The organism is Gordonia alkanivorans NBRC 16433 (genome assembly GCF_000225505.1).
GTDB lineage: Bacteria > Actinomycetota > Actinomycetes > Mycobacteriales > Mycobacteriaceae > Gordonia > Gordonia alkanivorans.
Map to the genome: position 1 here is coordinate 21,479 of NZ_BACI01000097.1, position 14,390 is coordinate 35,868.

Sequence of the window (14,390 nt, forward strand, 5' to 3'; positions counted from 1 at the left end):
GGATTTTCCGCGAGGTGACCGGACCGTCACGTTGTTCTCACTTCACCCCAAGGACCCTGTGAGAACTCCGACAAACTCAGATCGGGGCTGTGAGCTGCGGTTATACGAGCAAACGTACCAGCTCGACGACCCGCTGCAACCCGGGCAGTGCGCCGGCGGTCGAGCGCGGGTGCAGCGCGTGGACGGCCAGACGGAACATCGTCGCCCGCAGCATCATCTGCGGCCACTCCGGCTGATCGGACCACCGCTGGATGAGTTCGGTGTCGGCGCCGCCCCAGGCGAGGGCGTCGACCACCGCGACAGCGGCCGCCCACGGAGCAGGTCGCCAGTACGGGACGATGTCGGTGATGCCGGGCGCCGCGGCACCGGCGAAGAGCACGGTGCCGAACAGGTCGCCGTGCACGACCTGGGACGGCAGGTCGACCGGCTTGCGAAGCTTCGCAAGGGTCCTCAGCATCTCGACGCTCTGCACCCCGTCGGGTGCGGTCGGCTCGGCCATGCCCGCGGCACGGGCCGAGCGCAACGGGACCTCCTCCCACGCGGCGCGGTCGGCGGCGGTGAAGACGTCGACGTCGGTGTGCGGCGGCGCGGGCGGCTGCAGCAGGAAGCGCGGACGTTCGAGGGTTGCGGTCGCCTCGTGCAGGCGGTCGGCGACGAGGACCACTTCGTCGTGGCGCGGCTCGGGTGTTCCGGCGATGTAGGTGTCGGCACGCCAACCCGAGACGACGTAGCGGCCGTCTGTGGCGCGGAACGGGCGTGCGATCCGCATGCCCTCGACGTAGAGCGTCTCGCGGACGGCGGCCGACCAGGCGGCGCGCGCGTGGTCGGGCACGAGCGACAGCACGACCTCACCGACGCGCCAGCCACCGATCCATGATTCGCCCATGGCGACGGGCGGATGGGAGGTGAGCCCGAACGTGTTCAACACGTGTTCGGGCGGCTCGACGGTATTCACCAGGCCAGATTACCGAGCGCAGGTGACCGATTCGAGAAGGCACGCGGTGGGAACGGCGGTCAGTAGACCGGCAACGTCTTGTCGACCTGGTTGGCCCAGGCGGTCACCCCGCCCTGCAGGTGCGTGGCGTCGGCGAAACCGGCCCGCTTGAGTGCGGCGAGTGCCTCGGCCGACCGGATGCCGGTCTTGCAGTAGAGGACCGTAGGGCGATCCTGCGGAACCTTCGCCAGGCCCTCGCCGGAGAGGATCTCGCCCTTCGGGATCAGGGTCGCGCCCTCGATCCGGACGATGTCCCACTCGACCGGTTCACGTACGTCGATGATCGCGAGCTTTTCCCCCGCGTCGATCCTCTGCTTGAGTTCGGCGGCGGTGAGCGTCGACCCGGCCGCGGCGTCGGAGGCCTCGCTGGAGACCACACCGCAGAAGTCGTCATAGTCGATGAGGCCGGCGATGCGCTCGCCTTCCGGGTCCTTGCGGATCTTGATGGTCCGGTAGGTCATGTCGAGGGCGTCGTAGACCATGAGGCGGCCGAGCAGCGGCTCGCCGATGCCGCAGATGAGCTTGATGGCCTCGGTACCCATGATCGATCCGATCGAGGCGCACAGGATGCCGAGGACACCGCCCTCGGCGCACGACGGCACCATCCCGGGCGGCGGGGCCTGCGGGTAGAGGTCGCGGTAGTTGATGCCGCGACCGCCGGGGGCGTCTTCCCAGAACACCGACGCCTGACCCTCGAAACGGTAGATCGATCCCCAGACGTAGGGCTTGTGCGCGAGCACCGCGGCGTCGTTGACCAGGTAGCGGGTCGCGAAGTTGTCGGTGCCGTCGAGGATGAGGTCGTACTGCGAGAACAGCTCGATCGCGCCCTCGGGTTCGAGTCGCTGATCGTGGATGTTCACGGTGACGTAGGGATTGATCTCGAGGATCGAGTCCCGCGCGCTCTCGGCCTTCGGGCGCCCGATGTCGGACTGTCCGTGGATGACCTGGCGCTGCAGGTTGGACTCGTCGACGATGTCGAATTCCACGATGCCGATGGTGCCGATACCCGCCGCGGCGAGGTACAGCAGCGTCGGCGAACCGAGTCCGCCCGCGCCGATCACGAGCACCTTCGCGTTCTTCAGGCGCTTCTGCCCGTCCATCCCGACATCCGGGATGATCAGGTGGCGGCTGTAGCGGGCCACCTCTTCGTTGCTCAGTTCGGCTGCCGGCTCCACGAGCGGTGGCAGCGACCCGGTGAGCGACCCTTGCGACGACACGAACGCCTCCAGTATTCGGCGAGTACACGGACTCTTGGCACAACCACCGGAAGGGTCCGCTCATTCCCGGGGTCAGCGCTTGGGGAACGGCCAGGGATTCGGGCGGCAGACGAGCGAGCGGTTGGCCTTCATGTCCGGGTCGAGAGCCACGATCTCGGAGTTGTCGGTGCCGAAGGACTGCTGCATCATCACCGGCGCGAGCGCCCCGTCCTCGCGGCACGGCTCATGCGATGCGTAGCCGAGTCCGTGGCCGACCTCGTGGTTGACGAGGTACTGCCGGTAGGCGATGTCGTCACCCTGATAGGACAGCGCCCCGCGGACCCAGCGGGCCTCGTTGAGGGTCACGCGCTCCTGCGGCGGGTAGTAGCACGAGGTCTCCAGCCTGATCTGGTACCCGCACAGTTCGCGGGTCGTGCCGGTGGAGACCAGGGTGATGCGCAGGTCCGGTTCCCCGCGGTCGATGCGCCGGAAGCTCACGCGCCCGTCGCCGATCCAGCTGCGCGGATTGGCCAGCGTCATGTCGACCATCTTCGCGAAGGTCGGGTCGCCGCCGTAGTCCTGCGGGTTCAGGCCGTTCTCCACCTCGACGGTGTAGGTGTACTCCTGGCCTCCGGTGCCGACCTTCGGTCCCGCGCCGCGCAGCACCCGGAAGGTCTGGCGGCCCTGCGTGGTGAACGGTCCGCCCTGCGGAAGGGTGCCGGCCGGCAGCGCGGCGGCCTGGATGTCGCCGGTCGGCGCACCGATCGGGCGGGTCTCGGTGTTGATGTCGGTGTTGCGGGCAGCCGAGTCCGGGTTGACCGCGGCGGTCGGGGCCAGATCGGAACCGCGCCCGTCCTGGATGGTCACCACGATCAGCGCGATCGTGAGAACCGTGAGGACCGGGATGGCGTAGGCGCGCCAGCCGTACGTCGAGACGAAGCGGCCGAGCGACGACTGCTTCTTGTACTCGGGCTGTGCCTCGCGGTCGACGCGGGGACGGCCGCTGTCATCGGTCGGGTCCCAGCGCGCCCGAAGCGGCTGGTCCGGCTTGGGGCGTCCCGACGATCTCGGGCCGACATCCTTGGTGCGCACCGGTCCCTGATCAAGGCCGGTGCCACCATCCTCTGCGCGGCTCACGGGACAACTTTCTCACAGCGGACCGCAGATACTGCGCAGGAAGGTCTCCCGAGTACGATCTTCGCCATGTCGACCGCAACCAACGCGTCCTCGGTTCCCGGACGCAGTACGCGCCTGCCTCGCAGCGCACGGCGCATGCAGTTGCTCGATGCGGCCAGTGAGATCTTCGTCGAACGCGGCTACCACGCCGCGGGGATGGACGAGATCGCCGTGCACGCGGGAGTGAGCAAACCCGTCCTGTATCAGCATTTCCCGTCGAAGCTGGACCTCTACATCGCGGTCGTCGACTCGCATGCCGAGAAGCTGGTCAGCGACGTGAACACCGCCCTGCGCACCACCACCGACAACCGGAAGCGCGTCCGTGCCGCCGTCGAGGCCTTCTTCGACTTCATCGACCAGGACAACTCCGGCTACCGGCTGATCTTCTCCTCCGATGCCTCCGACCCCGCGGTCATCCGCCGCGTCGAAGGTGCCACCGAGGCCTGCGTGGACGCAGTGTACGGCCTGGTCATGCACGATTCCGGTCTCGATCCGTACCGCTCCCGCATGCTCGCCTCCGGGCTCGTCGGGGCCAGCCAGGTCAACGCGCGCTACTGGCTCGAGGCCAAGCGTCCCGTGGACAAGCAGACGGCCGTCGACACCACCGTCGCGTTGCTCTGGGGCGGTCTGTCCCACTTCCCGCGCCAGGCCGCACCGCAGACCGACGCGGAGACCCCGGCGGAGGACACCGACTCCGGTCAGTCCTGAACTCAGACGACAGACCCAGACCTACGACAAGGGTCCGGTGCGACCTTCGCGAGTGATCGCGAGGTGCGCACCGGACCCTTGTTCGTTGGTCTGTGTCCCGCCTCAGGAACCGAACCCGACGCGACGGTTCTCCGACGCCCCGACCTCGACGTAGGCGATCTTGGTGACCGGGATCAGGTAACGGGCGCCCTTCTCGTCCACCAGGGCCAGCAACTGCTGCTTGCCGCCGAGTGCCGCCTCGACCTCGGCATAGGCCTTGTCGCTGGTCAGCGACGTCGCGACGGTCAGCTCACGCGGGCTGTCGGTGATGCCGATCTTCACTTCCACGGCCATGTGCCGCCCTCCTCCGGTGTCAACAACGCTTGCCGCACAAGGCTAGTCCAGCGGTCACGGGACCGGACAGCCGCTCCGCTGACAGCGAAAAAGCAAGGGAACGAGCGGATTGGTCAGCCGAGACCGAGATCGGCCATGCGCTCGCCGTGTTTGGCCGCGACCGCGTCGAAGAAGTGGGCGACCCCCGACAGCGAGGAGCCCCCGGAGAACAGCAGATCGGTGACCTCCTCCTCGGCCGCGAGCACCCACTGCGCATGGGTGATGGCCTCGCCCAGCAGACGGCGCCCCCACAGGACCAGCGCGGACTTGATCGACGGATCGGCCTCGACGGCCGCCCGGACCTGCTCGCGGGCGAACGCCGAGTTGGCGGTCTCCGCCATCACCTCGGCCATCACGGTGCGCGAGTCGGGCGGGAGCATGTCGGACAGCTCGACGTAGAAATCGGAGGCCAGACCGTCACCGACGTAGGCCTTGACCAGCGCCTCGTACCAGGTCTTCGGGGTGGTGGCCCGGTGGTACTGGTCGAAGACCGACCGGTACCGTTCCACCGCCTCGGCGGCGGTGAGGCCCGTCATCGTCTCGACCCGCTCGGCGAGGCGGTCGAAGTGGCCGACCTCGGAGGCGGCCATCCGCGCGATCGCGATCTTGCTGGGCACGTCGGGAGCCATCGCCGACTCCTCGATGAGCCGATGGAAGGCGGCGAACTCGCCGGCCAGCAGCACCGCGAACAGCTTCCCGACCACGCGGTCCTGGGTCTCGATCGCAGCTACCGGGGTGATGTCGGAGGGGTCGGGTACAGGCGCCATGAGGTGATGGTAGCGGCCTCTCCGGAAGCACCAAGTACACTCGACTTCGGTGCACTCCGACGGGACCCCCCGGCGCCTGCCCGCTGAGCTGCGTGATCATCGCGTGCTCGCCGGCGCGAGCGTGTGGATGCGGCCGATTGGATGTGACGACGCCCCCTCGCGATCTCCTCGCGGGATCGAGACAGCGAGTTCCTCGCCGGATCGAAGAGTCCGTCTCACGACACCTCGGTCGAATCCCCGGTGCCACCACGACATTTGCGCGCGCACTTTCGAGCTTTTCCTCGTGCGCGCAGGAATCACACGCGCGCAAGAGACTGGCCAGAAAGGCAACACACGCATATGAGCGATTCGGCCGTGCAGACGACCATCGTCGACGAAACCCACACCGCCCCCACCTTCGCCGAACTCGGCGTGGACGAGCGCATCGTCTCGGCACTCGCCGACGACGGCAAGACCCAGACGTTCGCCATCCAGGAACTGACCCTCCCCCTCGCCATGGGCGGGGACGACCTCATCGGTCAGGCCCGTACCGGCATGGGCAAGACCTACGGCTTCGGCATCCCGCTGCTCCATCGCCTCGCCAACGCCGAGGCAACGGGTGTCCGCCCCCTCGATAACACCCCTCGCGCGCTGATCATCGTGCCCACCCGCGAACTCTGCGTGCAGGTCACCAGCGACCTCGAGATCGCCGCCCGCAAGACCGACGTCACCCTTGCCCCCGGCGCCGGGAGCGGAGCGAGCGGGCCGAAGGACACTGTCACCAACCGCATGCTGAAGATCACCTCGATCTACGGCGGCCGCCCCTACGAGGCGCAGATCGCCGAACTGCAGTCCGGCGTCGACGTCGTTGTGGGCACCCCGGGCCGCCTCCTCGACCTCGCCCAGCAGGGACACCTCGTGCTCGGCAAGGTCTCGATCCTCGTCCTCGACGAGGCCGACGAGATGCTCGACCTCGGCTTCCTGCCGGACATCGAGCGGATCATGTCCGCGCTGCCGACGCCGCGTCAGACGATGCTCTTCTCGGCGACCATGCCCGGCCCGATCGTCACCCTGGCCCGCACCTTCCTGCATCGGCCGACGCACATCCGGGCCGAGAACGCCAACGACTCCGCCGTGCACGACCGCACGAAGCAGTACGCCTACCGTGCTCACGCGCTGGACAAGGCCGAACTCGTGGCCCGCATCCTGCAGGCCGACGGTCGCGGCGCGACGATGATCTTCACGCGTACCAAGCGCACCGCCCAGAAGGTCGCCGACGATCTCGCCGAGCGCGGATTCAAGGTGGGCGCCGTGCACGGCGACCTCGGTCAGATCGCCCGTGAGAAGGCCCTCGGCCGGTTCCGGAACGGCACCATCGACGTCCTCGTCGCCACCGACGTCGCCGCCCGCGGCATCGACATCGACGACGTGACCCATGTGATCAACTACCAGTGCCCCGAGGACGACAAGACATACGTCCACCGGATCGGCCGTACCGGCCGCGCGGGCCGCACCGGGATCGCGGTGACCCTCGTGGACTGGGACGAGCTGCACCGCTGGGAGCTCATCGACAAGGCCCTCGGACTCGGCATCCCCGAGCCCGCGGAGACCTATTCCACCTCCGAGCACCTGCACGAGGAGATGTCCATCCCGGACTCGGTCACCGGCCGGATCGTGGCCGCCAAGCCGGCGCGCGACCCGAACGAGACCCGCGAGACGCGCGAGGATCGGGAGCCGCGTAAGCGTTCCACCCGCACCCGTCGTCGTACCCGCGGCGGCCAGGGCGACGATGCCGCAAGCGCCGAGACGACCAAGAGCGAGACCACCAAGAGCACCACCGACGACGCCGAGGCGAAGACCTCCGGGGACGACACCGCCGAGGGAACCTCGAAGCCGCGTCGTCGCCGTCGCCGTCGGGGCGGCGCCAACCGCGCGACGGCGGGCGAGGGTTCGGGTGCAGGCTCCGACGCGACCCCGGTCGCCGCACAGTCCGCACCGGCCGCAGCCGAGTAACCCACCACGAGTCCACGCGTGGCACGCGTCAAACCGGAGCGGCGCCGGCCGATCGATCTCGCGATCACCGCGACCATCATCGTGCTCGTCGCCGTTGCCGGGCTGATCGCCTGGCTGGTGAGCCCCGTCCGCGGGACGACCAGCGTTCAGGCGCAGTCCACCCCACCCGAGGTCGAACAGCCCGCGGCGGTTCCGGACGCGTTCGCGCCGCGCTGGCAGGCCGCCTCCGACGCCACCGTCGTCCCGGCGATCGCCGATTCGGTGGTGGTGACCGGCGACGGCGGCACCGTCGTCGGACGCGACCCCGCTTCGGGGGACGAACTGTGGTCCTATCGCCGGGACCTCGACCTCTGCGTCGTCGACACCGCCTGGACCGCCAGCACCGACCTCGCGCTCGCGGTCTACCGCAACTCGCGGGGCTGCTCGGAGGTCACCGCTCTCGACGCGAAGACCGGTGCCCGCAAGGGCTCCCGGACCAGTGACGCCGACGACGAGCTCCGGCTGGTCAGCGACTACGGATACGTGGTCGCCCAGGGCTCCGGGCGACTGGAGACGTGGGGTTCGAACCTGGTCCGCGGCATCGAGTACGGCCGCGTGGAGGCACCCGTGCGCCCCGAGGACGAGGCCAAGCGCAAGGACTGCGTCATCTACTCCTCGGCCATCACCGGCGACCGCCTGTCCGTCGTCGAACGCTGTGCCGACGACCCGGGCTACCGGCTGACCGTGCTGGGCGCCCTCCTCGACGACGACGAACGCGTCGAGCAGTACGGTTCGACGCTGATCACCGGCGACGTCAGCGGACCTCCGCCGGTGGTGATCGCGATGTCGTCGACGGGTATCGCCGTCTACGACGGCGGTGCGAGTCCGGCCGAACCACCGGCGCTCGGCGGTGACAGCGGACCGTCGATCCGCCGCTTCGACTCCGAGGGCGTGGCCACCGGCTCGAACACCGTCGCCGGGGACGCCATTCCTCCGAAGGACAGCGTCCCGCTCGGGGGCGACGGCGTCGTCACCTACTGGACCGGCAAGGCCACCGTGGTGCTGGATGCGCAGAGCCTCAAACCGATCTACCAGGTACCGGCGACACTCGGCCCCGGTGAGGTGATGGCGGGGCAACTCCTGCTGCCGAGTGCGTCCGGGATCAGCGTGCGCGACGTGGCCGGTGGACGTGAGATCCGGTCGATCCCACTCACCCGCAGCACCGCACCGGACGGGGTGGTGAGCCTGCGGGTCATCGGCGAGATGGTCGTCGAACAGCGCGGCACGACGGTCGAGGCCTTCGGACCGGCCTGACGTCGTCCCCTCAGAAGTCGAGGGTCCGCACGTCCTCCCCCGCGTCCCAGTGCTTCCACAGGTTCTCCGCGAGTTCGCGATATGCGGTGGCGCCCTTGTTCTTTCGTCCCCGCATGACCGAGGCACCGGAAGCCGACGCCTCGGCGAAACGGACCGTGCGCGGGATCGGCGGGTTCAGCACCGGAAGGTCGTAGCGATCGGCGACGTCGGCGAGGACGTCGCGGCTGTGCGTGGTCCGCGCGTCGAACAGCGTCGCCACCGCACCCAGCATCGTGAGGTCGGGGTTGGTGATCTGCTGGACCTCGCGGACGGTGCGCAGCAACTGCCCGACACCACGGTGGGCGAGCGTCTCGCACTGCAGCGGGACGATCACCTCGTCGGCCGCGGTCAGACCGTTGAGCGTGAGCACGCCCAGCGACGGCGGGCAGTCGACGATGATGACGTCGAAGTCCTGCCCGACCTCGGCGAGTGCCCGCTTGAGTGCGTACTCACGTCCCGGCCGCATCAGCAGCAGCGCCTCGGCACCGGCCAGGTCGATGGTGGCGGGCAGCAGCGTCACCTTGTCCTCGGTGTCGAGGAGTACGTCGGCGATCTCCTCGTCGCCCAGCAGCACATCGTGCACCGAGGACTCCAGTTGATCGGGATCATGGCCGAGGGAGAAGGTGAGACAGCCCTGCGGGTCGAGGTCGACGACGAGGACCGACACGTCGAGGTCGGCAAGTGCGGCTCCGAGGGACTCGACCGTGGTGGTCTTGGCGACCCCACCCTTCTGATTGGCAATCGCAAGGATGCGCGTCATGTGCCCTACTGTACGGGCGCCCGCCCGGGCGTCGACATATAAGAGTCAGGGTTGCGGTAACAACTGGGTCAACTGATCGGGATGCCCGATCCCGCGACCAGTGAAGGGCTCAGTGGTCGGGCTCGAGATCCCCGGCGAGCCACCGCACGGCGGCCGGGCTGAACAGCATCACCAGCCCCGCGATCGCCGCGAGTGCCAACGGCACGCTGAACACCGGCCAGCCGCTGGTGTACAGGTAGTACGCGACCGGAAGCAGCAGGATCTGGGCGACCATCGCGATCGATCGACCCCAGCGCCGACCCGCCAACAGGGCCACGCCGCCGACGAGGACGCCGCCACCGATGATCCCGAACCAGATGGCGGTGCCGTAGCCGCTGATGGCCGTCTCCTCGTGTCCGGCGAGTCCGCGGATCACCAGGATCACCGCCACCGCGACGCCGACCAGGCCTTCCACGGTGGTCACCGCGCCGGCCACCTTGATCTGGGTGGGCGTCACCGACGGATCGACGTCGATCTCAAGCCGGTCCTGCTCCGGGCGGTCCTTCTCCGTGCTCACGCGTCCAGGGTATTCGGCGCCGGTCGGGCGGTGGCCGCGCACCCCACGGGCCCCCTCCCGGCACCGGGACGCAGGGCGGATTGCGCGCTTGGGCCACCTACCCCATATCCTCGGGTGTCGTGCGCGTCATGCTCATCGTCAACCCCTTCGCCACCGCGACCAGTCCGGCCGGGCGCGATGCTCTCGTGCACACACTGAGCGCTCACTTCGACCTCGACGTCGAGCTGACCACCCACCGTGGGCATGCCTTCGACCTCGCCGCCCGTGCGGCCGCCGAGGAATTCGACACGGTCATCGTCCACGGCGGCGACGGCTCGGTGAACGAGGCCACCAACGGCCTCCTCGATCCCCCGGGGACGAGCGATCCCGCGAGGCGCCGGCCGAGTCTGGCCGTCATCCCGGGCGGCAGCGCGAACGTCTTCGCGCGCACCCTCGGCATCGACCCCGACCCGCTGCTCGCGACCCAGCAGATCATCTCGCTCCTCGACGTCGGGGAGAGCCGTCGAATCGGCCTCGGTCACACCGACGACCGCTGGTTCCTGTTCAACACCGGCATGGGCATGGACGCCGTCGTGGTGCACGCGATGGAGGACAAGCGGCATGCGGGCAAGGCCGCCACGCCCGCCCGGTATCTGTGGACCACCGTCAGCAGCTTCCTCAAGCAGGCCGGCAGCTCGGCGACGTTCGACGTCGAGATCCCCGGCCGCGACCGGATCGTCGGCGCCCGTTTCGGTTTCGTCTCCAACACCAGTCCGTGGACCTATCTCGGGCCGCGCGAGATCCGCACCAATCCGACCACCGGTTTCGACACCGGACTCGGCGTGTTCGTGGCGACGTCGACCGGGGTCCTGCGCAACCTCCCGCTCGCCACGCGGCTGCTGACCCAGGCAGATCCCAAGGCACACACCTCTTTCGCGACGACGACGTCGACGAGGTCCGGTTCATCGCGGAGGCCCCGATCGACGTGCAGATGGACGGCGACTACATCGGTGCGTTCCGCGACATACGTTTTCGCCATCGGCGCGACGCCCTGACCGTCATCGCACCCGCCGCCACCGCATAGGGCGACGCGGCGATCGCGAACAACGCCGCCGGCCCCAGATGTACCGATCCCGCAGCCCATCCGGCGAAGGCGAGGATCGCGACCACCTCCTCCCCCACGCCCGCGATCGACGTGACCGTCGCCCGCGACGCGGAGTCCAGTCGGTCCTGCAGAGCGGCGTCGGCGACGACCAGCGCCCACCCGAAGATCCCGAACGCGACGGCCACGCCGACGACACCGGCCGGGTGACCCCACAGCGCGGCCACGATCAGCACCGATGCGCCGAGTCCCACCGCGGGGCCGATCGCAGCGGGATCCCGGACGCGCCGGGCCGCGAGGGAACCGCAGATGTCCCCGGCTGCGACCACGATCATGAGCAGTGCGACAGACTCCGGCGTCGCGACGCCCGACACCGTGCCGCTCAGGAAGGACTCGACCAGCAACGGCAGGTACTCGTCGAGCGCCGCGACCCAGGTCAGGACGACGACCAGGATCAGCAGCCGGCGTGCGGTCGGCTGGTTGCGCAGGTGGTGCAGCCCGCCGCGAAGGATCGCGAACCACCCGACCGGCGGTTCGTCGAGGTCGGCGGTGCCGGCATCCGGCGTCACGTCCGGTCCGGAGCGCCCCACTCCGATCCGGCCCGTCTCCGGTAGTCCTGCGGAGATCAACGCGCAGAGCACGCAGGCCGCGACACTTGCGGTACCGACGGCGGCGTATCCGCCCCACGCGAGGAGTGGCACCGCCAGGGCCGTGCCGCCGATGACCCCGACCGCGGCCGCCGCCCGCATCGCGCCCGAGAGCCGTGCGTAGTCCTGCGACCTGCCGAGATGCGCGAGCTCGTCGTAGACGAGCGCCTGGTTCGTGCCGGATCGCAGCGATCCGCCGATCGCCCACAGCACAAAGCCGGCGGCGAAGGAGAGGAAGGAGGGCGCGTAGGTCCAGAGCGCGAAGCCGGCGCCGGTGACCAGAGGTCCCGCGACCAGTAGGCGGCGTCGCGAGAATCGGTCGGCCAGGATCCCGGTCGGCACTTCGACGATCACCGTCGACAGCGACCAGATCGCGAACAGTGCGCTGATCTCGGCGGCCGTCAACCCGGCCCCGGGAACGGTGGCATCGGCGAACAGAATCACGTAGACCGGGTAGAGCGGTATCAGGTCCTCGAAGAGGGCGGCGCTCACAGCCGCGGCCGTTAATCGCCGTTGTGGACCCGGCCCGTCATGGCCGGATCGGCGTGGTGTGGATCAACATCGTCGACGCATGTGAGCAAGAATACGCGACACGTCACTCCACGTCACGGACTATTTCGGGCCTTGGGAGGGGCGCGAACTGCGGAAACTCATCGACAGTCGTCGGCGAGTGCGCGTAGGCTACTACACGGACGGCGAACCCGCTGTCCGTACCCCCCGTGGGGGCGCCTTCGGCCGAAGTGGTAGGCGCGGGACGTGATGTTGCCCACGTGTTAACCGAGAACCATTGACTTCGGCCGGATTCGTGAAAGTATTCACAAGCAACAACGCGGAAACATTTGGTGCGGCCGCGTGAACTGAGAGTTACCAGCCAAACAATCAGCAAGCAATCAACTAATCGAGTGGTGCGCGGAAACGCGCCTGAAGGAGTAGTGGAATGGACTGGCGTCACAAGGCCATCTGTCGCGACGAGGATCCGGAGCTGTTCTTCCCCGTGGGAACCAGCGGTCCGGCCATCGCACAGGTCGCCGACGCGAAGCTCGTCTGTGCACGGTGCCCTGTCACCGCTGACTGCCTCTCGTGGGCCCTCGAGTCGGGCCAGGATGCAGGCGTCTGGGGCGGCATGAGCGAGGACGAGCGTCGCGCGCTGAAGCGGCGTACCGCGCGTACCCGCACCCGTAGCAGCGTCTAGGCTCATCCGAGCCGGCGTTCGCCCGGATTCGAAGAAACCCGGCCACGGCCGGGTTTTTTCGTGTCCGGCAACGGTTCTCACCCCACGGAAGAACTGCGTTCGCAGGAACGCAGCGGAATATGCACTCCGACTTCGGTTCCCAACCCTTCCGGGTTGGGCCGGACGTCGAGCTCGCCACCGAGTTCGATCGACACGAGCGTCTTCACGATCTGGAGTCCGAGGTGATCCGAGGTGGCCAGGTCGAAGTTCTCGGGCAGTCCGGAGCCGTTGTCGCGCACCGCGATACGGAGGTTGCGCACGTCGCGTTCGGCGATGACCGCGATCTCTGCGTCGGATCGGGGCGAACCGTCGAAACCGTGCTCGATCGCATTCTGGATCAGTTCGGTGAGCACCATCACCAACGGCATCGCCAGCTCGGCGGGGAGAACCCCTAGCCGGTCGCGGTGACGCACCGTCACCCGTGACTCGTTGGACGCCACGTCGACCAGGATCGGGACGAGACGGTCGACGACCTCGTCGAGATCGACTTCCTCGTCGACGCTGCCCGACAGCAGTTCGTGAACCAGAGCGATCGACGCGACGCGGCGCACGGCCTCGTTCAGCGCCTCCCGGGCATCGGTGTTGGAGGTTCGCCGGGCTTGCAGGCGCAGCAGCGCCGACACCGACTGCAGATTGTTCTTCACCCGGTGGTGGATCTCCCGGATGGTCGCGTCCTTGCTGATCAACGCGCGGTCGCGCCGCTTGACCTCGGTGACGTCGCGGATGAGCACCACGCTCCCCGACTCCTCACCCTTCGGGCGGAGCGGCACCGCCCGGATGAGGACCGTCGCGCGTCGGGCGTCGGCCTCCACCCGCATGCCGATGTCGCGGTACGGGCCGGTCGGCACCTCGGCCACCCCGGCCGCGATGTCGAGCATCATCGCGACATCGTCGGCCTCGAACGGCTCGGTGACGAGTTGCTTCACCACGTCGGAGAGCCGCGTGTGGTTGAGCTCGGCCGTCCAGCCCATGCGGTGGAACGCCGAGAGCGCGTTGGGGCTCGTGTAGGTGACCGTCCCGGTCCGGTCGAGCCGGATGAAACCGTCACCCGCGCGAGGCGTCGACAATCCCCGCGGATTGCCCTCCTCGTGCGGGAACGTGCCGTCGGCGACCATCTGGCACAGATCGTCCGCCGAGTCCTGGTAGGCGAGCTCCAGGGGCGACGGCAGCCGCGGATGGGTGAGGTCGACGGCGCGGGTCAGCACACCGATCACCGCACCGTCGAAGCCGACCGGGACCGCCTCCTGCCGCATCGCGGTGGCCCCGAACCACGTCGGGTCCTCGTCGCGGAGGACCTTGTCGGAATCGAAGGCGCGGAGCACCTGCGGGTGCACCGCGGTGTCGATGACCCGGCCCACCTCGTCCGTGGGAAAGACGGTCGACGCGGTGTTGGGCCGGCACTGCGCGACGGTGACCACGGCCCCCTCGTCGGTGCGCACCGACAGGAGGAAATCTGCGAAGGAGAGGTCGGCGAGCAACTGCCACTCGGCGACGAGTCGCTGCAGGTGCGCCGCAGCGGCGTCGGAGAGGGTGGTGTGCTCGGCGAGCAGGTCGGCAAGTGTCGACATGGGGTGCGGC

The 14,390-nt window shown here is 68.8% G+C and carries 13 protein-coding genes and 1 pseudogene; 5 read left to right on the plus strand and 9 right to left on the minus strand.

Features of this window, described 5'->3' with window-relative positions:
• Positions 1 to 100: 100 nt before the first annotated feature.
• The 3 genes from GOALK_RS17040 to GOALK_RS17050 form a co-directional block, all read right to left on the minus strand.
• Complete coding sequence (locus tag GOALK_RS17040) at positions 101 to 955, minus strand: TIGR02569 family protein (protein ID WP_006360085.1); 855 nt, start codon at positions 953 to 955, stop codon at positions 101 to 103.
• Between the two features lie 59 nt (positions 956 to 1,014).
• Positions 1,015 to 2,211 (minus strand): adenylyltransferase/sulfurtransferase MoeZ, encoded by a 1,197-nt coding sequence (gene moeZ, locus GOALK_RS17045; protein ID WP_006360086.1) that lies wholly within the window; start codon positions 2,209 to 2,211, stop codon positions 1,015 to 1,017.
• A gap of 72 nt (positions 2,212 to 2,283) precedes the next feature.
• Positions 2,284 to 3,327, minus strand: a complete 1,044-nt coding sequence (locus GOALK_RS17050) for a DUF3152 domain-containing protein (RefSeq protein WP_006360087.1) — start codon at positions 3,325 to 3,327, stop codon at positions 2,284 to 2,286.
• Between the two features lie 66 nt (positions 3,328 to 3,393).
• Here GOALK_RS17050 and fasR point away from each other — a divergent pair, with 66 nt between their 5' ends.
• The gene (gene fasR / locus GOALK_RS17055; RefSeq protein ID WP_040004314.1) at positions 3,394 to 4,074 is read left to right on the plus strand and encodes an HTH-type transcriptional activator FasR; all 681 of its coding nucleotides are present in this window, start codon (positions 3,394 to 3,396) and stop codon (positions 4,072 to 4,074) included.
• A 102-nt stretch (positions 4,075 to 4,176) separates the two neighbouring features.
• On the opposite strand, the gene GOALK_RS17060 is transcribed toward fasR, so the two are convergent.
• A complete protein-coding gene (locus tag GOALK_RS17060; RefSeq protein WP_006360089.1) occupies positions 4,177 to 4,407 on the minus strand; it encodes a DUF3107 domain-containing protein in 231 nt (76 codons plus the stop codon).
• Between the two features lie 113 nt (positions 4,408 to 4,520).
• The gene (locus tag GOALK_RS17065; protein WP_006360090.1) at positions 4,521 to 5,213 is read right to left on the minus strand and encodes a ferritin-like fold-containing protein; all 693 of its coding nucleotides are present in this window, start codon (positions 5,211 to 5,213) and stop codon (positions 4,521 to 4,523) included.
• A gap of 339 nt (positions 5,214 to 5,552) precedes the next feature.
• Here GOALK_RS17065 and GOALK_RS17070 point away from each other — a divergent pair, with 339 nt between their 5' ends.
• Together GOALK_RS17070 and GOALK_RS17075 are read left to right on the plus strand one after the other, a co-directional pair.
• The gene (locus GOALK_RS17070) at positions 5,553 to 7,205 is read left to right on the plus strand and encodes a DEAD/DEAH box helicase (protein ID WP_006360091.1); all 1,653 of its coding nucleotides are present in this window, start codon (positions 5,553 to 5,555) and stop codon (positions 7,203 to 7,205) included.
• Between the two features lie 18 nt (positions 7,206 to 7,223).
• Positions 7,224 to 8,498, plus strand: a complete 1,275-nt coding sequence (locus tag GOALK_RS17075) for an Rv3212 family protein (protein WP_006360092.1) — start codon at positions 7,224 to 7,226, stop codon at positions 8,496 to 8,498.
• A 10-nt stretch (positions 8,499 to 8,508) separates the two neighbouring features.
• Here the strand turns inward: GOALK_RS17075 and GOALK_RS17080 are convergent, their stop codons facing one another.
• Positions 8,509 to 9,297, minus strand: a complete 789-nt coding sequence (locus GOALK_RS17080) for a ParA family protein (protein ID WP_006360093.1) — start codon at positions 9,295 to 9,297, stop codon at positions 8,509 to 8,511.
• Between the two features lie 109 nt (positions 9,298 to 9,406).
• Positions 9,407 to 9,853 carry a hypothetical protein gene (locus tag GOALK_RS17085; protein ID WP_035755124.1) on the minus strand — a complete coding sequence of 149 codons (447 nt, stop codon included), beginning with the start codon at positions 9,851 to 9,853 and terminating at the stop codon, positions 9,407 to 9,409.
• A 128-nt stretch (positions 9,854 to 9,981) separates the two neighbouring features.
• Here GOALK_RS17085 and GOALK_RS17090 point away from each other — a divergent pair.
• Positions 9,982 to 10,916 (plus strand): annotated as a pseudogene (locus GOALK_RS17090) (diacylglycerol/lipid kinase family protein).
• Here GOALK_RS17090 and GOALK_RS17095 read toward each other — a convergent pair.
• Positions 10,835 to 12,073 carry an MFS transporter gene (locus GOALK_RS17095; RefSeq protein ID WP_006360096.1) on the minus strand — a complete coding sequence of 413 codons (1,239 nt, stop codon included), beginning with the start codon at positions 12,071 to 12,073 and terminating at the stop codon, positions 10,835 to 10,837. The pseudogene GOALK_RS17090 and the gene GOALK_RS17095 sit on opposite strands and share 82 nt — an antisense overlap.
• 445 nt (positions 12,074 to 12,518) lie before the next feature.
• Here GOALK_RS17095 and GOALK_RS17100 point away from each other — a divergent pair, with 445 nt between their 5' ends.
• The gene (locus tag GOALK_RS17100; protein ID WP_004023450.1) at positions 12,519 to 12,773 is read left to right on the plus strand and encodes a WhiB family transcriptional regulator; all 255 of its coding nucleotides are present in this window, start codon (positions 12,519 to 12,521) and stop codon (positions 12,771 to 12,773) included.
• Positions 12,774 to 12,850: 77 nt separating this feature from the next.
• On the opposite strand, the gene GOALK_RS17105 is transcribed toward GOALK_RS17100, so the two are convergent.
• Positions 12,851 to 14,380 (minus strand): sensor histidine kinase, encoded by a 1,530-nt coding sequence (locus GOALK_RS17105; RefSeq protein ID WP_006360097.1) that lies wholly within the window; start codon positions 14,378 to 14,380, stop codon positions 12,851 to 12,853.
• Positions 14,381 to 14,390 lie beyond the last annotated feature (10 nt).